Below are 22,598 nucleotides of genomic sequence, written 5' to 3' on the forward strand. Positions count from 1 at the left end.
TGGTGGCGGCAGGCTTTGCACTGGTATTTGGGCTGGCCGTGGCGGCTGCCGTTCTTGCGCAAGTCAGCACTGCTGCACTTGCCACACGTCAACGTGGTCTGAAGCATGGGAGTAAGATACTACTCACCCCGCATTATACCACCGCCAAATTTCCTACCCATCCCTCCTTTTCTATATCTTACGGCACCTATCCTTCCGCCCTACTATGCTACTCTCCCGACTTGCCCGCCAGCTGCTGCTGTTGTTGCTGCTGCTGCTTGGCGCAGCCTGCTCGCGCTCCGATGAGGGCGCCCCCGACCCCAACGGCGCGGAAATTGACCCTTACCAGAACATCGTATTCCAGTTTGCCGATGCGGTAGTGGGGCCCGAGCAGCTCGACCGTTGGGATACCACGCGGGTAGTGGAGTTCGAGCCGGCCATGCGCGGCAAGTTCAAGTGGACGACCGACCGGGAGCTGATTTTCTCGCCTAGCACGCCCTTCCGGCCCAGCACGGCCTTCACGGCCACCCTGCGCAAGGAGGCCCTGCCCGCCGGGGCCACGGCCACCGAACTGCCCGAGAACCGCCGCAAATTCCACACGCCTTACCTGAAGCCAGACAGCCCGCAGGCTTTCTGGGGCCGCTCGGCCCGGGCCGCCGGCACCGCCGAAATGCGGGTGGAAATTCCCTTCAACTACCCCGTGAGGCCCGCCGACCTGAAGCCCCTGCTGCGCGTAACCCAGAACGGGGAGCCCGTGGCCTTCGCCATGGCCAGCTCCGAGACGGGCCCAACGGTGCGCCTGAGCCTCAACCAAACGGTGCAGCCCGGCGCACCCCTCACCCTCACCCTGGCCGACGGCCTGAACGCGGTGGGTGGCGACCTGCCCACGGACACCCAGTACGAGATGGAGCTGACCGTGCCCGACCCCGGCGACCTGGAAGTGCGCTCCATCAAAGGCAGCTTAACCAACGCCGACCCCATTATCACCATTCTCACCAACCAGCCGGTGAGCCTGCCCGATTTGCGCGCGGCCCTGGCCGTGTCGCCGCAGGTGGCGTATGAGGTGGAGGAGCTGGAAAGCGGCTTCCGGCTCAAGGGCGGCTTCGTGGTGGGCAAGACCTACCAGGTGCGCCTGGGCAGTGGCCTGCACGGCAACCTGGGCGGGCAGCTCGATAATGACGTGACCGAAACCGTGAGCTTCTCCGACGAGCGGCCCACCATCAGCTTCGCCAGCCAGGACAAGGCCATGTACCTCGATGCCCTGGGCAGCCGAAACCTGGGCGTACGCATCAACGAGGTGGCCAAAGTGAAGGTGACCATTGCCAAGGTCTACGCCAATAATATTCAGCAACTGCTGCGCGCCGGCTCCCAGTACGGCTACCCCGAGTACGACGAAGATGACGAGGGCAGCCAGGACGAGGACGGCGAGTACGTGAACCGCTCGTTTCAGTACTACGACGTGGAAAACCTGGGCAACGTACTCTCGGAGCGGACTTACACCGTGAGTGGAATGCCCAAAAGCCAGGGCCTGAGTTTGCTGAATCTGAGCCTGAAGGACCTCGAATTTGCCGACGGGCTCAAGGGCCTCTATATTATTAAGGTGCAGGATACCGAGCGGCAGTGGTTGCAGGTGAGCAAGCTGGTGGCCGTGTCGGATATCGGGCTAATTGTAAAGGCCGGGGCGGCCGGCAGTACGCTGGTTTTCGCCAACTCCATTCGCAACGCCAAGGCCCTGAGCGGGGTCGAAATCCGCTACCTGAGCACCAACAACCAGGTAATGGGCACGGGCGTCACCAACGGCGAGGGCGTGGCCAAATTCGACAGCACCGCCCAGAATGCCCGGTTCCGGCTGGGCATGGTGGTCGCCCGCCAGGGCAACGACTTCACCTTTCTCGACCTGGGCCGCAGCCGCGTGGAAACCTCGCGCTTCGACGTGGGCGGCCTGCAAAGCAACGCCGCCCGCTACCAGGCCTTCCTCTACGGCGACCGGGACCTGTACCGCCCCGGCGACACGGTGCGGACCAACACCATTCTGCGCACCGAAAGCTGGGGTACCCCACCCGCCGGCCTGCCCCTGAAGGTGCGGTTGCTGCTGCCCACCGGTAAGGAGTACGCCAGCCTGCAAAAGGCCACCTCCGGAGCCGGTTCCTGCGAGGCCCAGTTCATTCTGCCGCCCTCCGTGATGACCGGCCTCTACACCCTGGAAGTACTCACTGGCAACGATGTGCTGCTGACCTCGCGCCAGATTTCGGTGGAGGAGTTCATTCCCGACCGCATGAAGGTGACCGTGAAAGCCAGCCGGGCCGTGGTGAAGCCCGGCCAAACGGTGCAGGCTCTGATTACGGCCCAGAACCTGTTCGGCCCGCCCGCCGCCGACCGCAAGTTTGAAGTGGAGTTTTCGCTCAAGGAAAAGCGCTTCGCCCCCAAAGACTACCCCGGCTACACCTTCGCCATCCGCAGCGGCGACCGGCGCGGCAACGAAGAGGCCACGCCCCTCACCGACCGGTTCGAGAAAACCACCCGCGAAGGCACCACCGACGCCGCCGGCCGGGGCACGGCCACCTACGAAGTGCCCGACTACCCCGATCTGGGCCTGCTGGAAGGCGCGGCCTTTACCACGGTGTTCGATGAAACCGGCCGCCCCGTCAACCGGCTGGCCACGTTTGAGGTGCACACCCAGCCGGTGCTGTTTGGCATCCAGAACCTCGACGAGCTGGTGAGCACCGGCCAAGCCCTGCCGGTGCGGGTGGTGGCCCTTACGCCCGCCGGCCAGCCCACCCAGGCTGCGGCCGAGGTGCGGGTGGTGCGCCTGCTCTGGGAAACCGTAATTGAGCGCCGCGGCGGCCGCTACATCTACAACTCCCAGAAGCGCGAGCAAACCGTGCTGACCCGCAGCCTGACGGTAGCCCACGGCGGCTCCGACGCCGGCCTGGGCTTCACGCCCACCTACTCCGGCGAGTACGAAATCCGCATTTCCCGGCCCGGGGCCGCCACGTTCGTGGCCCAGCGGGTGTACGCCTACGGCTACGGCAACACCCAGAGCAACAGCTTCGAGGTGAGCAACGAGGGCGAGGTGACCATTGAGGCCGACAAGGCCAAATATCAACCCGGCGACGTGGCCCACCTGCTGCTCAAAACGCCCTTCCCCGGCCGCGTGCTCGTGACCGTGGAGCGGAACAGGGTGCTCGACCATTTTTACGTGGATACCGACGAGAAATCGGCCAAAGTCAATATCCCGATTCGTGGCGGTCACGTGCCCAACATCTACGTGACGGCCACCGCCATCCGCCCCATCAAAGACAACCGCCTGCCCCTGACCGTAGCCCGCGGCTTCGTGCCGCTGGTGGTGGAAAAGCCCGGCTCGCGGCTGTCAGTAGCCATTAAGGCGCCCGCGCTGAGCCGCTCCCAGACCGCCCAGACCATTGAAGTAACTACCGCCCCCGGCGCCCAGGTAACGCTGGCCATGGTGGACGAGGGCATCTTGCAGATGAAGGATTTCCGCACGCCCGACCCGCACGGCTACTTCTACCAGAAGCGCGCCCTCGAAGTGGCGGCCCACGACGTGTACCCCTTCCTGCTGCCCGAGCTCGGCACCAGCTCCACCGGCGGCGACGGCTACGACCTCGCCCGGCGCACCACGCCCGTACCCTCGCGCCGCGTACGCCTGCTGGCCAAATGGAGCGGCGTACTCACGGCCGACGCCAACGGCAAAGTGCGCTACAAGCTCCAGGTGCCCCAGTTCAGCGGGGCCGTCCGCATCATGGCCGTGGCCTACAAGGGCGACGCCTTCGGCTCGGCCGACCACACCATGCGCGTAGCCGACCCGGTAGTTATCAGCACCGCCCTGCCCCGCTTCCTGAGCCCCGGTGATACGATTGACGTGCCCGTGACGCTGACGAATACGACCAACAAACCTACCGTGGGCTCCACAACGCTCTCGGTTGAGGGGCCGCTGCGGATTATTGGAAAAGCAACCCAGAACCTGACGCTGCCCGTGAATAGCGAGAAGCGCATCCTGTTCCGGGTAGTGGCCCCGGCCGGTATTGGCAACGGCACCGTGCGGACACTCGTGAAAGCCGGCACCGAAACCTTCACCGAAACCATCGAAATCCCCGTTCGGCCCGCTTCGCCCTTGCAGAAGCGCACGGGCAGCGGCGTGGTGGCCGGGGGCGCGAATCAGGCGCTGAACCTGAAGACCGATTTCCTGCCTTCCTCGCTGCGGAGCCAATTAGTGGTGAGCCGCTCCCCAATGACGGAGTTTGCCAAGGATTTGCGCTACCTGCTGCAATACCCCTACGGCTGCCTGGAGCAAACCGTGTCGGCTGCCTTCCCGCAGCTCTACTATGGTGACTTGGCGGCGACTTTGGGGCAGAAAACCGGCACCAAGAGCAAGACGGGACAGTTCAACCCCAACTACCACGTCCAGGAGGCCATCCGCAAAGTGGAGGCCCAGCAGATGTACAACGGCAGCCTCAGCTACTGGCCCGGCGGCGACTACGACAACTGGTGGGCCACCACCTACGCCGCTCATTTCCTGCTCGAAGCCCGGCAGGCCGGCTTCGAGGTGAACAAGAGCGTGCTCGACCGGGTGCTCGGCTACCTCCAGGCCCGGGTGCGCCAGCGCGAAACCGAAACCTACAACCTCATCCAGACCGGCGGCGTGATTCGGCCCACTACCTTGGCCAAGAAGGAAATTGCCTACTCGCTCTACGTGCTGGCCCTGGGCGGCCGCCCCGATGCCGTGGGCCTGAACTACTACCGCGCCAACCGCCCCCTGCTGGCCGAGGATTCGCGCTACCTGCTGGCGGCGGCCTTCGCCCTGAGCGGCAACCAGCGCGCTTACCAGAGCACCGTGCCGGCCCGCTTCGGGGCCTTGCCCAGCATCGCGGGCCGGGAGCTGGCCGGTTCCTTCGCCTCGCCCGTCCGCGACATGGCCCTGATCCTGAACGCCCTGCTCGCCGCCGACCCCGCCAACCCGCAGGTAACCACGCTCAGCCGCCAGCTCAGCCGCCAGGTGAAGCAGGCCGGCTGGCTCTCTACCCAGGAGCGCGCCTTTGCCCTGCTGGCCCTGGGCAAGCTGGCCCGCCAGAACGCGGGCAGCACCGTCACGGCCCAGCTATTGGCCGACGGCAAGGGCATCGGGGCTTTCTCGGGCAAAGACCTCACGGTAACCAATGTGGCCAACCGCCAGCTGGCCCTGCGCACCAGCGGCAAGGGCAGCCTCTACTACTTCTGGGAAACCGAGGGCATCTCCCGCTCCGGCCAAATCCGGGAGGAGGACGCCTACCTGCAAGTGCGCCGCCAGTTCCTGGACCGCAGCGGCAACCCCGTGGGCAGCACTAGCTTCCGCCAGAACGATTTGGTGGTGGTGCGCATCACCGTGCAGTCGGCCGAGGCGGCGGGGGAGGTACCCAACGTGGCCATCACCGACCTGCTGCCCGCGGGCCTGGAAATCGAGAACCCGCGCATCGGGGCCGTCCGCGACCTGGCCTGGGCCACCAACGCCGCCCAACCCGACTACCTCGACGTGCGCGACGACCGCCTGAACCTGTTCACGACCGCCACGCCCAAGCCCAAAGTATTCTACTACCTGGCCCGCGCCGTGAGCAAAGGCACGTTCAAGCTGGGCCCCATCAGCGCCGACGCCATGTACAACGCCGAGTACCACAGCTACAGCGGCGCCGGCGTGGTACGGGTGCGATAAGCAATGTGGCCCGGACTGAAGTCCGGGCCACATCCTTCCTTATTATCACTATGAAAAACTTCTGACCCGACCTGCTATTCTACTTGCTGGTAGCCGTGTTTTATGGATTTCCGGTATTCGCCGTGGCCTTTGCCCTCGTGCGCGCTGGCCTCCGCCGCTTCCGGCCCCAAGAGCCCCACCCGAAGCGCTGGGCATTGCTAACGGCCGGGCTGGCCACGCCGCTGCTGTGCTGGGCGGGCGTGTACCTGGCGCTGTTTCTAATCTCATATTATCCCCACCGGAGCTTCAACCCCAGCGGTTGGGCATTCAGCCCCGATACGCGTTACGAGATGGTAGACGAACTCCGGGATTCGCGCGGGCTCATCGGCCTCGACGCAGCCCAGGTTTCGGCGTTGCTGGGGAAACCTTATTACCAGCAGGCTACTTCCTGGGAATATTCGCTGGGAATGCAGCCAGGTTTTTCCATTGACGGGGAGGGTCTGCAACTCGAATTCCAGGACGGGAAAGTAGTTCGAACCAGCACCCACCAAAACTAGGGCAGCACATCTTTCATTTGCTGACAGCAGGCTAAACCCGCTTTTCAGATTCCCTCAAAAACCTCCGCCCACTCCAGCTCTACGCCGGGCAAAGTGGCCACCGGAACCGGACCGGGCTGGTAGAACTCGCCCCGGAGCTGGTACTGGTCGTTTCCGAGGGTGTAGATGATGATATTTTTGAGGCCGGGGTCAACCATCCAGTACTCGCGCACCCCATTTTCTTCGTAGAGGTCGAACTTGGTTTTGCTGTCGTGGGCCATGTTACCGGGGCTCAGGATTTCGATAATCCAGTCGGGTGCGCCCACGCAGCCAAATTCGTCCAGCTTGGTTGGGTCGCAGATAACGCAGAGGTCGGGTTGCACGACGGTACTGATACGAGCGTCGCCGTCGGGGCTGCTTTTCAGCAGGCGCACGTCAAACGGCGCGGCAAAGCCCTGGCAGGTGCTTCCGCGCATTTTATTCCGAATTATTCCGCCGATGTTAAAGGAAACCGACTGATGCCGTACTCTCGGCGCGGGACTCATCTGGCGCACTTTGCCTTTGATGAGTTCCACGAACTCGTCCAGCCGCCACGTCAGGTAATCGGCGTAGGTGTAGCTTTTGGTGAGGTCAAGCTGGGAAATATCGGTGATGATGGGCATGGCGGTGGAGCATAGCTGGATGACGAATATACAGGAAAGCCACCACCCTGAACGTGTGGGCAACTCGTATCTTGGCCCCATGAAGCAGCGCACGGCCATTCGGTTTCTCGCGGTCCTGGGCGTCCTGGGCGGGTTGCTGCTGGCCCTGGACTGGCTGTTTCCGGTGCCGCCCGCGCCGCTGTATTCGCCCCTGGTGCTGGCCCAGGACGGCACGGTACTCCATGCCTACCTCAACCCCACCCAGAAGTGGCGCATGAAAACGGAGCTGCGCGAGATTACGCCGGTGCTGCGCCGGGCCATCATCGAGAAGGAGGACCGGTGGTTTCGGTGGCACTTTGGGGTGAACCCGCTGGCGCTGGTGCAGGCGGCCGGGCGCAACGTGTTTGGGCAAGGCCGCACGACCGGGGCCAGCACCATTACCATGCAGGTGGCCCGGCTGCTGGAACCCAAGGAGCGCACTTTCGGCAACAAGCTGCTCGAAATGGCCCGCGCCACCCAACTCGAAGCCCATTACAGCAAGGACAAAATCCTCCAGCTCTACCTCAACCTGGTACCCTACGGCGGCAACGTGGAAGGCGTGAAGTCGGCCGCGCTGCTCTACTTCCAGCAAACGCCCGACTACCTCTCGTTGGCCCAGACCGTCACGCTGGCCATCATCCCGAACCGGCCCCGGGGCCTGGTACTGGGCAAAAACAACGCGGCCGTACGCCGGGAGCGGAACCGCTGGCTCCGCCGTTTCGGGGCGGCGGGGCTATTCCCGCAGCAGGATATCGAAGATGCGTTGCGCGAACCACTGGACGTGCAGCGCCACGCCGCTCCCACGCTGGCCCCCCACCTCGCGCGGCGGCTGGTGCGCCAGTATCCGCGCAAGGCCATCATCCGCAGCAGCCTGCACCGGGCCAAGCAAAGCAAGGCCGAGGACCTGACCCGCAACTACGTGCGCCGCCTGCGTGAGCTGGGCATTTCGCAGGCCGCCGTGCTGGTGGTCAACAACCGTACCCGGCGGGTAGAAGCCTACGTGGGCTCGGCCGATTTCCGCGACTTCCGGGGCCAGGGCCAGAACGACGGCATCATGGCCGTGCGCTCCCCGGGCAGCACCCTCAAGCCCTTCCTTTACGCTTTGGCCCTGGATCGGGGCCTGGTCACGCCCAAACTGCTGCTGCCCGACGTGCCCACCAACTTCCAGGGCTACCGCCCCGAGAACTTCGACAAGCACTGCAACGGCGAAGTAACCTTGGAACGGGCGCTGGCTTACTCGCTCAACATTCCGGCCGTGCGCGTCCTCCAGGACCTGGGTGTGCCCACTTTCACTGAGCAGCTCCAGCGGGCCGGCTTCCGCAGCATCGCCCGCAACCGCGCCCGTCTGGGCCTGAGCAGCATCCTGGGCGGCTGCGGGGCGAATCTGGAAGAACTGACGGGCCTGTACGTGACGCTGGCTAATGGCGGGCAGTATGGGCCGTTGGGGTTGACGGCCTCACCCCCTAACCCCCTCTCCTTCAGAGAGGGGGAACTAGCCACTAGTCTTCTCTCTAAGTCTAAAAAACTAAAAGCTAGTTCCTCCTCTCTGAAGGAGAGGGGGCTAGGGGGTGAGGCCCTCGTCTCCCCCGCCGCCGCCTTCCTCGTCACCGACATCCTGAGCCAGCTCACCCGGCCCGATTTGCCGCTCGGGGCGGCCAGCAGCACCCGGCTGCCCAAAATTGCCTGGAAAACCGGCACCAGCTACGGCCGCCGCGACGCCTGGAGCATCGGCTACAACCGCGACTATACCATCGGAGTGTGGGTGGGCAACTTCAGCGGTCAGGGCAGCCCCGCCCTCACCGGCTCCGATGTGGCCACGCCCCTGCTCTTCGACCTGTTCAATACCCTGGCCTACAACTCGCCCAACGACTGGTTCACGCCCCCCGCCGCCCTCGATTTCCGGCTCGTCTGCGCCGAGTCGGGCCGGGTGCCGGGCGAGAACTGTCCTAATCAACTCATCGACTACTTCCTGCCCAACGTGAGCAGCGGGCAGCGCTGCCAGCACCAGCGCGAGGTGCTGGTTTCGGCCGATGGGAGCTTTACCTACTGCCGGGCCTGCGCGCCGGCGGCCGGGTTCCGGCGGGAACTGTACCCCAACCTGCTGCCCGAAGTAGCGGCTTACAAGGAAAGTCAGGGCCTCCCTTACCGCCGCCTGCCGCCCCACAACCCCCAGTGCCAGCGGGTACGCGGCGGCCCCGAGCGCGCGCCCAGCATCACCTCGCCCACCGCCAACACCGAGTACGTGCTGACTGCCCGCGAGCAGCCCCAACTCCTGCTCAGCTGCACCACCGACAGCGAAGTGCGCCAGGTGTACTGGTACGTGAACGACCAGTTTCTGCGGGCCGCCGCCGCCACCGAGCGCGTGTTCTTCCGCCCCGGTCCCGGCCCGCTCAAAATCTCCTGCGCCGACGACCACGGCCGCAACACCGACGTGCTGGTAACGGTGAGTGAGATGTAAGCGGCTTCCGCACGGCCCAAATCTCTGCTACTGAGCCGTTGTCTCTCTCACCGGATGATGTCCAACTCTCTAAACCGGTCCGAAAACAGGAGTTGCATACCGTTGGGCTTATGACAGCGGGGGTTTGCTGCACCGGCAAACCCCCTTACGTCACCGGCACCACCCACACCTCCGTCCCGATGGGCACGGCAGTAGCACCTTCCTGCGTCAGGAGCAATACGCGCATGGCCGGCTCCCCGACGCGGGTTATTTCCTCCACGCTGGCCGTAGCGGAAATTTCCTGTTTGCCGGGTTGAATGAGCCGGACTGACAGGCTCGTGTGCAGGGCCAGAGAAGCCAGGATTTCGGACATCGAGGCCGGTAGCAACAGCACGCCTAAGCCCGTCAGGACCCGACTTTCCTCGACCTGGAAAAGAAAAGTAGTATTCATGGGTTGAGTTACGAAAAAGGCCTTACATTCGATTATCCGCCGGGTTTTGGGGTGGCTTGGCGGCAGCACGAAATTAGTACGGTTGCGCTTAACCACGGCGGCGGAAGCGGCGTATTGGCATGGTGCTTGTAAACCGCACTCTCAACCCGGGGCATCACCGCCCCTTCACTTTAGCATCATCCGCCATGAAAAAGGTTAGTCTGCTTCTCGCATTTGTCCTGTTCCTCACTACCGCCTTCCACGGCTTTGCCCAGGACCGTAAGGTTAGCTCCAGCGCCAAAGGGGCCGTGCTCGGCGGCCTGGGTGGCGCCGCCGCCGGCGCCATCATCAACAAGAAGCACCGCGTAGTGGGCGGGGCCGTGGGTGGCGCGGCTGGTGCCGGCCTCGGGTATAGCATCGGCCGCACCGCCGACAACAAGCGCCGGGCCGAAGCAGCTCGCGTAGCCGCTGCCAACCGCGCCGAGGCCAACCGCCGGGCCGCTTACCGCTCGGGGGTTGCCCAGGCTAAATCGGACGCCGCCCGGGCTAATGCCGCCACGATGGCCGCTGCCCCCGCTGCCGCCCCGGCCATGATGAGCAGCTTTGCCGCTCCCGGCGCTGCCCCCACTGCCTACGCCATGAGCGCGGGCTACCTGCCCAACGAGGCTTATGGCAAGCGTGAGGCGGCTTACCCAACCTCCGAAGTTCGTCGCAAGAGCTGGTAGTCCGGCCCGTTTGCGTAGTTTCAAAGCCCGGGTCTGCGGATCTGGGCTTTTCGCGCCTTAGGCCCTTTGCCTGCTCCACTCCCAATTTATCCACCTAATTCTGTTCCCATGAAACGCATTTTTGGCCTCCTGCTGGGAGGTGCCCTGCTGGCCGGCTGCTCCGAGACGAAAACCGATGCCGCCGCCGATGCCGTGAACGTGCAAAGCCTCAACCAACAGTTCATTGGGGCCTGGAACGCTAAAAACACGGTGCAGCTCGATTCGCTGCTGGCCGACGACGTGCAGTACGCCCAGGGCGCCACGCGCTTCAGCGGTAAAGCCGAGGTGTCGGACAAATGGGTGCGCGCCACCATGGGCACCATCGCCGACCTCAAGCTTTACGGCACCAACTCGGGCAGCGGCCCGGCCATTGCCTACGAGGCCGGCACGTTCTCAACCGACGTGCTGCCCGAAATGGCCGACCAACCCCGCGGCGAGGGCGAAGGCAACTTCATCCTGGTCTGGAAAAAGAACGCCAAAAATGCCTGGAAGCTCAGCTACGTGCAACTCGAGGGCCTGCCCGTGAAGGTGAAGTAAGCCCAAACTTTAGAAGCACCAAAACGCCCCGCCAGCACTTGCTGACGGGGCGTTTTGCGTTGCGGCGGGTGCTTGGCCGCGCTACTTCGCCAGTTCCGGGCGGGTCAGGTACTCCTCGCCGTCGTAGACCGGAGCCATGTGCTTGGATTCTTCCTCAGTGAAAATGCGGGAACGAATCAGAAACCGGACGCCCAACGGAATTTCCAGCGAGAAGCTGGCTCCGCGACCCTTCACCACATCCACGGTCAGCTGGGTGTGCTGCCAGTACTCGAACTGAGCGGCGCTCATGAAGAAGTCGCAGCCGTAAATCTGGCCCAGCCACACGTCGTTGCTGCCCACCCGGAACTCGCCCTTGGTAAAGCACATCGGCGAGGAGCCGTCGCAGCAGCCGCCGCTCTGATGAAACATCAGCGGGCCGTTTTCATCGCGGAGCAGGTCAATGGTGGCTTCGGCGGCGGGGGTAACGAGGACGCGGGGAGTTTTCACGATGGATAGCGAGGTGAATGGAACAACGAAAAATCGATTTGTCATTCTAAGCTTGCAAAGGACCTTGAGGGACTTTATCGACGATGTTACAAGGTCCTTCGCAAGCTCAGGATGACAGTTGTCTTTATCAACTTAACGTTTAAAAGAAGCCCAGCTTCTGCTGGCTGTAAGAAATCAGCATGTTCTTGGTCTGGCGGTAGTGGCCGAGCATCATCTTGTGGTTCTCACGGCCGAAGCCCGAGTTCTTGTAGCCACCAAACGGGGCCCCCGCCGGATAGTCGTGGTAGCAGTTCACCCACACGCGGCCGGCCTGAATGGCGCGGGGCACCTGGTAGAGCTCGTGCGCGTCGCGGGTCCAGACGCCGGCCCCGAGGCCGTAGAGCGTGTCGTTGGCCAGTTCGATGGCCTCGTCCATGTCCTTGAACGTCGTCACGGACACTACCGGGCCGAAGATTTCCTCCTGGAAGATGCGCATTTTGTTGTGGCCCCGGAATACGGTGGGCTTGATGTAGTAGCCCTCGGCCAGCGCCCCGTCTTCCTGGGTGAAGGCCTCGCCGCCGCACAGCACTTCGGCGCCTTCATCCTTGCCGATTTCGAGGTAGCTCAGGATTTTCTCGAACTGGTCGTTGCTGGCCTGGGCGCCCATCATGGTCTGCATATCGAGCGGGTTGCCCAGCTTGATGGCCTTCACGCGCTCGACCACGCGGGCCATAAACTCGTCGTAGATGTCCTCCTGCACCAGAATCCGCGAGGGGCAGGTGCAGATTTCGCCTTGGTTGAGCGCGAACATTACCGCGCCTTCAATGGCCTTGTCGAGGAAGTCGTCGTCGGCATCCATCACGCTCTTGAAAAACACGTTGGGCGACTTGCCGCCCAGCTCCATCGTAACGGGAATCAGGTTTTCGGCGGCGTACTGCATGATGAGGCGGCCGGTGGTGGTTTCGCCTGTGAACGACACCTTATTAATGCGCGGCGAGGAAGCCAGCGGCTTGCCCGCTTCCAGCCCGAAACCATTCACTACGTTCAGTACACCCGGCGGCAGCACGTCCTGGAGCAACTCCATGAGCACCATGATGCTGCTCGGGGTCTGCTCGGCGGGCTTCATTACTACGCAGCAGCCGGCGGCCAGGGCCGGGGCCAGCTTCCAGGTGGCCATCAGCAGCGGGAAGTTCCAGGGAATAATCTGGCCCACCACGCCCAGTGGCTCCTCAATAATCAACGACAACGTGCTGCTGTTCAGCTCAGTGGCCGAGCCTTCTTCGGCCCGGATCACGCTGGCGAAGTAACGGAAGTGGTCGACGACCAGCGGCAGGTCGGCGAGGGTTGTTTCGCGGATGGGCTTACCGTTTTCCACGCACTCGACGGCCGCCAAATGGTGCAGGTTTTCCTCGATGATGTTGGCGACCTTGTTGAGGATGTTGCTGCGCTCGGTGGCCGACGTTTTGCCCCAGGTTTTGAACGCCTCGTGGGCCGCGTCGAGGGCCAGGTTGATGTCTTCCTTGGTGCTGCGGGCTACTTTGGTGAACACCTTGCCGTCGATGGGCGAAATGTTATCGAAGTACTGGCCTTTTACCGGTGCCACCCATTTTCCCCCGATAAAGTTGTCGTAGTGGTCTTTGAATTTGGGGCGTTCGACGAGGGTACTGGGCTTTTCGAGAGTTTCCATGAATAGGTGGGGTTAAAGATGTGATGATGAGTCAAATTACGAAGCATTTATGCCTAATTTGGTGTAATATCCTCTCATAAACGCCAAATATTATCGCAATTTGTAAGTACTTACTCACCTACCTAACTGTTCAGGTTATTCCTTTGTTCCGTGGTGCCGGCTCCCGGCTGGTTGCTAGCTGCCCCACTCTGCTTTTTGCCCCGACGTATGGCCCACCTGCCCGCTCCCATTGCGCTGCTCGCCCCGCATCAGCTTGGTACGCTGGTGGAAAACCGCACCGTATACTCGCTGGACGCCTTTGAGCTGAGCGTGTTCGAAACCCACCAGCGGGCGTTGCACGTGCCCCTGAGCCTGGGCCAGGTGGTGCTCACGACGATGCTGCGGGGCAAAAAGGTGGTGCACCTGGCCGGCCGGCCGGCCTTCGAGTACCTGCCCGGCGAGTCGGTGGTGGTGGGCGAGCACGAAACCATGCACATCGACTTCCCGGAGGCCGACGTCACCACGCCCACCCAGTGCCTGGCCGTGGCCATTCCCACCGACACCATCCGCCAGACGGTGGACCTGCTCAACGAAGAATACCCCCGCGCCGAGGTTCACCAACCCTGGCAGCTCGATACGCGCACGCCCGCGCACGCCCACTTCCACAACCCGCCCGAGCTGACCGGCACCCTGGAGCGCCTCGTGCAGCTTTCGCGCAGCACCGGCCGCGTGAAGGATGTGCTGGCGGGCTTCACGATCCAGGAAATGCTGGTGCGCCTGATGCAGACCCAGGCCCGGCAGCTGCTGTTCCACAACTACCGCCAGCACGCCACCTCCCACCGGTTCGCGGCCGTGGTGCAGTACGTGAAGCAGCACCTCAGCGAGCCGATTACGGTGGACAAGCTGGCCGGGCTGGCCTGCATGAGCAAGGCCACGTTCTTCCGGGTGTTCAAGCGCGAGCTGGGCCTCACGCCGGTCGAGTTCATCATTCAGGAGCGCCTTGCCGAGGCCAAGCGCCTGCTGTGCCTGCCCACCGCCACCGTGGCCGACGTGGGTTTTCGGGCCGGTTTCAACAACCCGGCCTACTTCCAGAAGCTGTTTAAGCAGTACGAAGGCATCACGCCGGGCCTCTATAAGCGCCAGCAGACGGCCGGGTAGCACATGATGAGTTTGGCGGGGCGCAACCTTTCCGGCAATTCGCTGGTTTGAGTGCCCGTACCTACGTCGCTGTGCCTCCCGCGCAGCGACTTTTTAGTTGATGAGCCAATCTGTTGCCGTAGCGGCACCGCCCGAAACGCCTGCTGCCACCCCGCCGCTGGCCTCTTCCCAAGTTTGGCTGATGGCCGTGACCTGCGGCCTGGTGGTAGCCAACCTGTATTACAACCAGCCCTTGCTGGCTGAAATCGGCCGCACGTTCGGCCTTTCCGAAAGCCGGGTGAGTCTGGTGGCGACCATCACGCAAATAGGCTACACGCTGGGCCTGCTGCTGGTGGTGCCGCTCGGCGACAAGCGGGAGCGGAAAAGCCTGACGCTGGTGTTGCTGCTGTGCGCGGCCGTCTGCATGGCCGGGGCCGCTTACGCACCTACGTTCGCGCTACTGGTCGGGGCCAGCCTGCTCATTGGCCTGTTCTCGGCCGTACCGCAGCTCCTGATTCCGATGGCGGCTTCGCTGGCTAGCGACGAGCAGCGAGGCCAGGTAGTGGGCAAAGTAATGAGCGGCCTGCTGATTGGTATTCTGCTCTCGCGCACCATCAGCGGCTACGTGGGCCTGCACTTTGGCTGGCGGGCGATGTATTGGGTGGGGGCCGTTATTATGGTACTGCTCACGGGTGTGCTGGCCCGGATGCTGCCGCGCAACCAGTCGCACTACGCGGGCAGCTACGCCAGCCTGCTCCGCTCGCTGGGTACGCTGGCCCGGGAGCTGCCGGTGCTGCGCCGCTCGGCCATCGTGGGGGCCTGCCTGTTCGGAGGCTTCAGCGCTTTCTGGACCACCCTGATTTTCTTCCTCGAAAGCGACGCCTACCACTACCATAGCGACGTGGCCGGCCTGTTCGGCCTGGTGGGCGCTACCGGGGCCTTCGCCGCTTCCTTTGCCGGCAAATCGGCCGACCGCAAGGGGCCGGACTACGCTCTCACGCTGGGCATTCTGCTGTTTCTGGGCGGCTACCTGCTGCTGGGTTTCGGCGGCTACCACCTGGCGGGCCTGATTGCGGGCGTGGTCATCCTGGACGTGGGCCAGCAGATGGCCCACATCTCCAACCAGACCCGCGTGTTCAGCCTGCGCCCCGAAGCCCGCAGCCGCCTCAACACCGTGTACATGACAGCCTGCTTCATCGGGGCCTCCGCCGGCTCCTTCCTCGGCGGCCTCGCCTGGGACCATTACCAGTGGCCCGGCGTGTGCGCCGTGGGCCTGGGCCTGGTGGCGCTGGCGTACGGCGTGAACCGATTTTATGGGCGGGAAAAAGCTGGTACGGTAGTAGGTAAATAACTATTGGCGCAGTGCGATTATCGGCAAAATTCGCTATTTACTGGGGCTTATACTTGTACTTGTAAGCACACAACAGGATTATGCTGATAATAGCGCTACAACCCCTATTCTGTTAATGAATATCTCCAGGGAAGACAGTAGCTTTCCGGCTATGATCTATCATTTGAAAAGTCAATTATGAAGGCGATTGTTAAAGGATATGACAGGAGCGAGGTAGACGACCATTCAACCTATGAGCCTGACGCTCCGCTAGTGTTTGCATATACCCTAACCTTCTCAATTGGCCCAATCGGGGAAAAAGGAGCAGACTACTTCGATGTGTTTGTCGCATCAGCAGGCTACTTACAGATCCTGTTCCCAGATGAGGCGGCAAGCTTCCTGCGACACACTATTCTAGCGCGGGATTATAATGTCAAGCAAGTGGTAGCATTAATGGAAAAATATGTGAACTCATTGGAGGAAGACACGTGGGAAATGCTTGCTGATAAGCTAAGCCGTGTCGCCCACTGGGAGTTTGAGGATTATCGCCTGACCCACTGAAGAAGTTAGTCCGATAAGTAGTTTTACGTTTATCCTCTCCTAAACATTCAAGCTATAGCTCCCTATTCCTTACACAACAAACGAGTAATTATACCCTGTAACTACTCGGATTTACAAGGCTCGTTTACTCTCCCAACCGCCCCATGCATTCCACCAGACTAGCGCGCCAGTGCGGAATGGCCAGGCCCAGCGCGGTTTTGGCTTTGGTCTTATCCATCACGGAGAAGGTGGGGCGGGTGGCTTTGGTGGGGTACTCGGCGGTGCGGATGGGCACGGTGCGGGTGGGCAGGCCGCCCAGCTCGAAAATGGCCACCGCAAAATCGTACCACGACGTAACGCCCTCGTTGCTGTAGTGGTAGAGGCCGTAGGCGGTGCTGCCCGACTCAATGATGTGCAGCAGCGCGCCGGCCAGATCGATGGCGTAGGTAGGCGTACCCAGCTGGTCCCAGATCACGCGCATTTCCTCGCGTTCCTTACCAAAACGGAGCATCGTTTTCACGAAGTTACCGGCGTACTCGGAGTAGAGCCAGCTGGTGCGCAGGATGAAATACCGCTCGGTGTGGGCCGGAATTACCTGCTCACCTTCGAGCTTGGTGAGGCCGTAGACGCTGATGGGCGCGGTTTCGTCGGTTTCCAGCAGGGGCTCGTTGCCGGTGCCGGCAAATACGAAGTCGGTAGAAATGTGCAGCATCGTGGTGCCGAACTCGCCGCAGAGGCGGGCCAGGTTTTCGGCCCCGTCGCGGTTCACCTTCCGGGCCAGGTCCACCTCGTCCTCGGCCTTATCAACGGCCGTGTAGGCGGCGCAGTTGATGATGTAGGCCGGGCGGTGCTGCTCGAAGGTGGCCCGCAGCACGTCCGGTTTCAGGATGTTGGCCTGCTCCTCGGGCAGAAACACGATATCGGTGAAGCTGCGCTGCCGGGCAACGTGTTGCAGGCACTGGCCCAATTGGCCGGAGCCGCCGAAAACGAGGGTTTTGTTCATGAGGAGGGAGTTGTCAGAACTGTCATTCCGACGCAGGAGGAATCTGGGGAAACAGTTGAACTGCATCAGTGAAACAGCTTGCCCCAGATTCCTCCTGCGTCGGAATGACAGTTCCTGATGCGCCGCAAATTACGGCTTTCCCGCTTCCCTCCTACCCTTGCGCCTCGCCACCCGCGGCCAAAGCCGGACCGCCCGGCTGCACAGGGCGTTTGTTGTTGATGGGCTGAAAGGGCTGCTCCCGGGGCTGCTTCTCGCTCAGATACTTCCAGTAGCGCAGCGGCATGTGGCGGCGGTGGAGCTTGATGTTTTTGCGCTCCGGGATGTTCACGTGGTCGAAATACGATTGCCAGAGCAGCTGGAACAGCGGCTCCCGCTCATCGAGCACCGTGGCCGAAACGGCCGCCCGGCGCTGGGGCGCGGTGTCGGCATCGAACTGCACGATATCGGTGCGGTGCAGGTCGTAGTAGAGGCCGTAGTGGCGGCGGCGGTCGAAAATCAGCCAGCGCTGGTCGGCGTAGCGCTTGGTAAAGTGGGCCGCGATGAGGGGCAGCACGTCGAAATCGGGCTCAATGGTGGCGTGAAACAGGCCGTCGCTCGTCTTCTCGAAGCGCACGAAGGCTTCCATGCGGTGCTTTTCGCGGTACATCTGTTGGGCCAGGCGCTGGATACGGCGCACGTTGTCGTCGGCGTAGTTCTCGGCAATGTCGCGGCCGGCGCGCATGGCCGCATCGGCATAGCGGAAAATGAGCAGCTCCCGGTCGGGCACTTCACTCAGAAAAGCGTGAAACAGCCGCGTGCGGGCCTCCTTATCCATGTAGCGCAGCAGCCCGTCCCAGACGCGGGCGGCGGCTGTTTCGTCGGTATCTACCTGCACCGGCTGGGCGAACAGGCCGACCTGCACCGCGCCCAGGGGCTGGATGCTGTTGGGGGCCGCCTTGCGGTCATAGACCTGGAAAACCACCGTCAAAAGCCCCTCAAACGAGCCGTCGTAGGCGTAGTCCAGCGGCGGGTTGCGCAGTTCGGGCGCGGTCCGGCGGCGGGTAGCAGCGGCAGACAGGGCTTCGGCGGCGGAACGGCGGCGAACGGGGAAACGGGACATGGGCAGAAACAAATGGCTACGGGTCCCAGGGTTGAAACCCTGGGCTAGTCAGCGGGGAGGAAAGAAGCGGAAACCGCGACCACAAGAAAGCTACGTAGCCCAAGCCTTCGGCCCCGGCAACTCTGCCCAGCGTTACGCCGCCTTCGGCTGGCGGAACCGGCCATTATTGCGGGCGGCCTCCTGATGCATCTGCTGCACCACCGGCAGCAGGTCGGCGAGCTTGCAGCAGCACGCCACCCGGGCCACTTTCAGCGGTTGGGGTACTTGGGCAGAGGCAACGGGTACTTCGGCGGTGGTGCGGTGCGAGACGGTCATGTGGGTTGGTTTTTGGTGGGTGGTTATTGGTTTTTGGTGGTTCTGATTCCAATAGCCCGAAGCCAAAAACCAAAAACCACCCACCAAAAACCATCCTCAACTGGCTTGGGCAAAAAGGTCGAGTTGCTGGGTGACGAGGGCGGAGCGAACGGAGCCGGCCCCGAACAGGATCTGGCGGCGGATGGTCTGCTCGTCGTAGTCGCGGGTGGAGAGGGCCTGGCCGCGGCAGGTGAGGAAGAACTTGGCCCGCTTGAGCACCACGCCGAACTTGTGCAGATGGTCGAGGTGCAGCGGCCCGAACCGGCGGGCGGCCACGATGCGCTTAGCAGAGCGGGAGCCCACGCCCGGAATCCGCAGAATCAGCTCGTAGTCGGCCGTATTCACATCGACCGGGAACACGTGGCGGTTGCGCAACGCCCAAGCCAGCTTGGGGTCTACTTCGAGGTCGAGGAACGGGTGCTCGGGGTCGAGGATTTCGTCGGCCTGGAAGCCGTAGAAGCGCATGAGCCAGTCGGACTGATACAAGCGGTGCTCCCGGATCAGGGGCGGCTGCGTCACTTGGGGCAGGCGGGCATCGTCGGTGATGGGGATGTAGCCCGAGTAATACACCCGCTTCAGGCCGTAGCCCTTATATAAGGAGTCGCTCAGGTTGATGATTTGCAGGTCGTTTTCGGCTGAGGCGCCCACGATGAGCTGGGTGCTCTGGCCGGCGGTGGCAAACTGGGGCACTTTCTTGAAGAGCGCCTTTTCCTCCTTGTTCTGGCGGATACCGTCCCGGATCTGGCCCATCGGGGTCAGAATTTCCTCGTAATTCTTCTCGGGGGCCAGGTTTTGCAGGGCCATTTCCGAGGGCAGTTCGATGTTCACGCTCAGGCGGTCGGCGTAGAGGCCGGCTTCCTGAATCAGCTCCTCCGAAGCGCCCGGAATGGCCTTCACGTGGATATAGCCGTTGAAACGGTGCTCGGTGCGCAGCTTCTTGATAATGCGCACGAGGCGCTCCATGGTGTAATCGGGCGAGGAGAAGATGCCACTGCTCAAAAACAGGCCCTCGATATAGTTGCGGCGGTAGAAGTTCATGGTCAGGTCCACGACCTCGTCCACGGTGAAGGCGGCGCGCTTCACGTTGTTGCTCTTGCGCGACACGCAGTAGGCGCAGTCGAAAATGCAGTGGTTGGTGAGCAGAATCTTGAGCAGGCTCACGCAACGGCCGTCCTCGGTATAGCTGTGGCAGATGCCCATGCCCTCGGCGTTGCCCAGACCTTTGTCCACGTTTTTGCGCTTGCCGCCGCTGCTGGAGCACGAGACGTCGTACTTGGCGGCGTCTGCCAATATGCTTAGCTTTTCCTGAAGGCGCTGTTCGTTCATGGGGCAGTTTGCTGGCTTAAAAATAGAACCTTGTGCGCAAATACGCAATCTTTAAAAGACTAATTTTATTAGAATTGTTCCCTTGTTGCCCGTTAAAGTTGCCGGGAATAGCGGAGGCCGGGAGTGGAGTCGGGAGCGGGGCCGCAAGGCCAGAAAACCGTCCTCGTGAACGACCAAAAGCCCCCGGGGCGTTGTAACTTGCCAACCTTGGTGTTGCCCGGATGATGAAGTACCTGTTGTGGCTTAGTGGAGTGTTGCTGTGGTGGCAGGCGGGCCTGACGCCCGCCGCCGCCCAAACGCCCGTATCCGCTCCGCCCGACACAAGCCGGCTGCCCGGCGTCCGGCCCGATTCGCTGCGCCGCCGCTTCGATCAGGAGCGGGTGCTCCAGGGGCTGAAGGCGTACACCCGGCGCAAAACCATTGCCGGCAAGGCCGCCGCCGCCCTGTTCACTTTCCGGGAGCGGCGTGAAGACCAGAGCGGCCTGGACGCGGCGTTGCTCGACCGGCAGTTCGACCGCCACAACTACAAAATCGTGCGCCAGGTCACGATTCAGACGCTGGACGCGTTTGGCTACAGCCTCAGCGACTCGGCGCGGGTGCCGCGCAACATTCTGGAGAAGGCCGGCAACACGCTGCACCTCAAAACCACCAGGTCGCGCATCCGGCAGGTGCTGCTGTTCCGGGAGGGCCAGGAGCTGAACCCCCAGGCCCTGGCTGAGTCGGAACGCCTGCTACGCCAGACGGACGAAATTCTGGACGCCCGCGTGTTCGTGAACGAGCGTACCACGACCACCGACAGCGTGGATGTGGTGGTTATCACGAAAGACCTTTTCAGCATCAGCGGCTCAATTCAGCTGCGCGACGTGGGAGCGGGCATTATCGGGCTGCGCGACGTGAACTTTCTGGGCCAGGGCCACCAGCTGCGCAACCGCCTGGAGTATGGCCGCACCGATGCCGGCCCCCAGGCCCAGAGCTGGCGCTACGTGGGCAGCTACCAGGTGCCGTTCCGCAACTTCCTCTACGGGCAGGCCCGCTACCGCGACGAAACCCGCTACCGCGAAGCCGGCGTTACGTTCAGCCGCGACTTCTACTCCATCAACACCCGCTACGCCGGGGCCGTCAGCTACGTCACGTTCAACCAGCTGGCCGCCATTGAGGGCGACGGCTCGGAAAACGACCCGTATATTTTCAAACCTCTGCGCTACCAGGTGCAGGATGCCTGGCTGGGCCGCGCCTTCCACCCCAAAAGCTACGATCTGGGCTACGAGAGCCCCGGTCGCATCATCGTCTCGGGCCGGGTAACGCGCACCCAGTTCAACGAAAAGCCCATTCCGGAGTACCAGAGTGCCAGTCTGGTGCTGGGCACCTTGGGCTACAGCGTGCGGCGCTATTATAAGGATAAGTACCTGTTTGGGTTCGGCCGCACCGAGGATATTCCGACGGGCTCGTTGGTGAGTGCCACCACGGGCTACGAGTTCAACGAAGCCGGCAACCGGCGCTACTTCGGAGTGCGCGTTTCCACGGCCACCTACCGGCCCCTGCGCGGCTACCTGTACCTGAGCGGCGAGTTCGGCTCCTACGTCCGCAACCGCGACAACGACTGGCAGCAGGGCTTGCTGAGTGGGGAGCTGCTGTACTTCACCCGCCTCTACCACACGGGCAACCTGCAATGGCGGCACTTCTTCTGGCAGCGCACCAGCCTGGGCCTCAACCGCCGGGCCGGCGAGCAGCTGTTCATCGATGGCGAGCGGGGCCTGCGCGGTTTCCAGCCCGATGGCTTTCTGGCCGGCACCAGCCGCGTAACGTTCAACTACGAGGCCACCATGTACACGCCCCTGGCTTTTCTGGGCTTCCGGATGGCGGTGGTGGGTTTTGCCGATGTGGCCTGGCTCAATGCCCGCACCCCGAGCCGGGTGCTGCCGTTCGCGGAGTCGCCCTACACGGGTTTCGGGCTGGGTCTGCGCTTCCGCAACGAGTACACGGCCATCCGCACGCTCCAGCTCACGCTGGGCTTCTACCCCCGGGGCCTGAGCACGCCCAACGGCATCCGCATTTTCGAGAACTCCCGCCCCTACTACGGCTTCAGCGACTTTAGCTTCGGCCAACCGGGAATCACACGGTATCAGTAGAGGGTAATTGCGGATATGAGGTTTTTTTCCGGCTTGCTTGCTTGCTTGCTTGCTTGCTTGCTTGCTTGCTTGCTTGCTTTGGCCTAATCTTGCCCTAGTTACCGCTCTATCCTTCTACCGCCGCCGCCCGCCCTTATCCTACTTCCCGCGCCGGGCCGCGCTGCTTGCCTACCCCACTCACACACCGCCACTGCCTGCCTCCTGCCCCCACTCGGGCTGCCGGGGGCCGCGTGGCTTTTTTCGGGCCTTTCCTTTTCCTCTTCCTACCCACGCTATGAAACCTGTTGCCTGCCTGCTGCTGGCCGCCGCCCTGCCCCTGGCCGCCGCCCTGCCCCTGGCCGCCGCCGCCCAAATCGCCCCCCCCGCCGACTCCGTGGCCACCTACCGCCACCAACTGGGCCTGACGGCCAGCCCCGTGCTCGACGGCTTCTTCAAAAACAACCGCGCCCTGCCACTGGGACTGCTTTATAAGCGCCAGACCAAGCCCAATCAGGCGTTGCGTC

19 protein-coding genes are annotated in these 22,598 nt (G+C 62.8%); 10 read left to right on the plus strand and 9 right to left on the minus strand.

What is annotated here, in order from left to right:
* The coding region (locus D0T11_RS23625) for a transposase-like zinc-binding domain-containing protein (protein WP_449547769.1) at positions 1–107 on the minus strand (107 nt) is incomplete at its 3' end.
* A 98-nt stretch (positions 108–205) separates the two neighbouring features.
* Here D0T11_RS23625 and D0T11_RS19890 point away from each other — a divergent pair.
* Both D0T11_RS19890 and D0T11_RS19895 read left to right on the plus strand, forming a co-directional pair.
* Positions 206–5,683: an alpha-2-macroglobulin family protein gene (locus D0T11_RS19890; protein ID WP_119657564.1), complete on the plus strand. Its 5,478-nt coding sequence runs from the start codon at positions 206–208 to the stop codon at positions 5,681–5,683.
* A gap of 122 nt (positions 5,684–5,805) precedes the next feature.
* Entirely contained in the window at positions 5,806–6,219 is a 414-nt protein-coding gene (locus D0T11_RS19895; protein ID WP_147374755.1) for a hypothetical protein, read from the plus strand.
* A 44-nt stretch (positions 6,220–6,263) separates the two neighbouring features.
* Here D0T11_RS19895 and D0T11_RS19900 read toward each other — a convergent pair whose 3' ends face one another.
* Positions 6,264–6,860, minus strand: a complete 597-nt coding sequence (locus tag D0T11_RS19900; RefSeq protein WP_119657566.1) for a Uma2 family endonuclease — start codon at positions 6,858–6,860, stop codon at positions 6,264–6,266.
* A 79-nt stretch (positions 6,861–6,939) separates the two neighbouring features.
* Here D0T11_RS19900 and pbpC point away from each other — a divergent pair, with 79 nt between their 5' ends.
* Positions 6,940–9,336: a penicillin-binding protein 1C gene (gene pbpC / locus D0T11_RS19905; RefSeq protein ID WP_119657567.1), complete on the plus strand. Its 2,397-nt coding sequence runs from the start codon at positions 6,940–6,942 to the stop codon at positions 9,334–9,336.
* 145 nt (positions 9,337–9,481) lie between these two features.
* Here pbpC and D0T11_RS19910 read toward each other — a convergent pair whose 3' ends face one another.
* Positions 9,482–9,766: a hypothetical protein gene (locus D0T11_RS19910; protein WP_119657568.1), complete on the minus strand. Its 285-nt coding sequence runs from the start codon at positions 9,764–9,766 to the stop codon at positions 9,482–9,484.
* Between the two features lie 185 nt (positions 9,767–9,951).
* Here D0T11_RS19910 and D0T11_RS19915 point away from each other — a divergent pair, with 185 nt between their 5' ends.
* Complete coding sequence (locus D0T11_RS19915) at positions 9,952–10,470, plus strand: glycine zipper domain-containing protein (protein ID WP_119657569.1); 519 nt, start codon at positions 9,952–9,954, stop codon at positions 10,468–10,470.
* 108 nt (positions 10,471–10,578) lie between these two features.
* Positions 10,579–11,046 (plus strand): YybH family protein, encoded by a 468-nt coding sequence (locus D0T11_RS19920; protein WP_119657570.1) that lies wholly within the window; start codon positions 10,579–10,581, stop codon positions 11,044–11,046.
* 81 nt (positions 11,047–11,127) lie between these two features.
* Here D0T11_RS19920 and D0T11_RS19925 read toward each other — a convergent pair whose 3' ends face one another.
* On the minus strand, positions 11,128–11,532 hold the full coding sequence (locus D0T11_RS19925; RefSeq protein WP_380282887.1) for a DUF779 domain-containing protein: 405 nt from the start codon (positions 11,530–11,532) through the stop codon (positions 11,128–11,130).
* A gap of 139 nt (positions 11,533–11,671) precedes the next feature.
* On the minus strand, positions 11,672–13,198 hold the full coding sequence (locus tag D0T11_RS19930; protein ID WP_119657572.1) for an aldehyde dehydrogenase family protein: 1,527 nt from the start codon (positions 13,196–13,198) through the stop codon (positions 11,672–11,674).
* A 207-nt stretch (positions 13,199–13,405) separates the two neighbouring features.
* Between D0T11_RS19930 and D0T11_RS19935 the strand changes: the two genes are divergently transcribed.
* From D0T11_RS19935 to D0T11_RS19945, 3 genes are all read left to right on the plus strand, one after another.
* A complete protein-coding gene (locus D0T11_RS19935) occupies positions 13,406–14,335 on the plus strand; it encodes an AraC family transcriptional regulator (protein ID WP_119657573.1) in 930 nt (309 codons plus the stop codon).
* Positions 14,336–14,435: 100 nt separating this feature from the next.
* The gene (locus tag D0T11_RS19940; RefSeq protein WP_245991063.1) at positions 14,436–15,665 is read left to right on the plus strand and encodes an MFS transporter; all 1,230 of its coding nucleotides are present in this window, start codon (positions 14,436–14,438) and stop codon (positions 15,663–15,665) included.
* A 177-nt stretch (positions 15,666–15,842) separates the two neighbouring features.
* Complete coding sequence (locus D0T11_RS19945) at positions 15,843–16,205, plus strand: immunity 8 family protein (protein ID WP_119657574.1); 363 nt, start codon at positions 15,843–15,845, stop codon at positions 16,203–16,205.
* Between the two features lie 124 nt (positions 16,206–16,329).
* Here the strand turns inward: D0T11_RS19945 and rfbD are convergent, their stop codons facing one another.
* The 4 genes from rfbD to D0T11_RS19965 form a co-directional block, all read right to left on the minus strand.
* A complete protein-coding gene (gene rfbD / locus D0T11_RS19950) occupies positions 16,330–17,187 on the minus strand; it encodes a dTDP-4-dehydrorhamnose reductase (protein WP_119657575.1) in 858 nt (285 codons plus the stop codon).
* Between the two features lie 151 nt (positions 17,188–17,338).
* Complete coding sequence (locus tag D0T11_RS19955; protein WP_119657576.1) at positions 17,339–18,286, minus strand: TIGR03915 family putative DNA repair protein; 948 nt, start codon at positions 18,284–18,286, stop codon at positions 17,339–17,341.
* A gap of 132 nt (positions 18,287–18,418) precedes the next feature.
* Positions 18,419–18,601: a hypothetical protein gene (locus D0T11_RS19960; RefSeq protein WP_119657577.1), complete on the minus strand. Its 183-nt coding sequence runs from the start codon at positions 18,599–18,601 to the stop codon at positions 18,419–18,421.
* Positions 18,602–18,697: 96 nt separating this feature from the next.
* Positions 18,698–19,966 carry a putative DNA modification/repair radical SAM protein gene (locus tag D0T11_RS19965; RefSeq protein WP_119657578.1) on the minus strand — a complete coding sequence of 423 codons (1,269 nt, stop codon included), beginning with the start codon at positions 19,964–19,966 and terminating at the stop codon, positions 18,698–18,700.
* Between the two features lie 221 nt (positions 19,967–20,187).
* Between D0T11_RS19965 and D0T11_RS19970 the strand changes: the two genes are divergently transcribed.
* Positions 20,188–22,095, plus strand: a complete 1,908-nt coding sequence (locus D0T11_RS19970; RefSeq protein ID WP_119657579.1) for a BamA/TamA family outer membrane protein — start codon at positions 20,188–20,190, stop codon at positions 22,093–22,095.
* 274 nt (positions 22,096–22,369) lie between these two features.
* A partial coding sequence (locus D0T11_RS22705) for a hypothetical protein (protein WP_182888516.1) occupies positions 22,370–22,598 on the plus strand: 229 nt, incomplete at its 3' end.

Origin of the sequence: Hymenobacter rubripertinctus (assembly GCF_003583925.1) — a bacterium.
GTDB classification, from domain to species: domain Bacteria; phylum Bacteroidota; class Bacteroidia; order Cytophagales; family Hymenobacteraceae; genus Hymenobacter; species Hymenobacter rubripertinctus.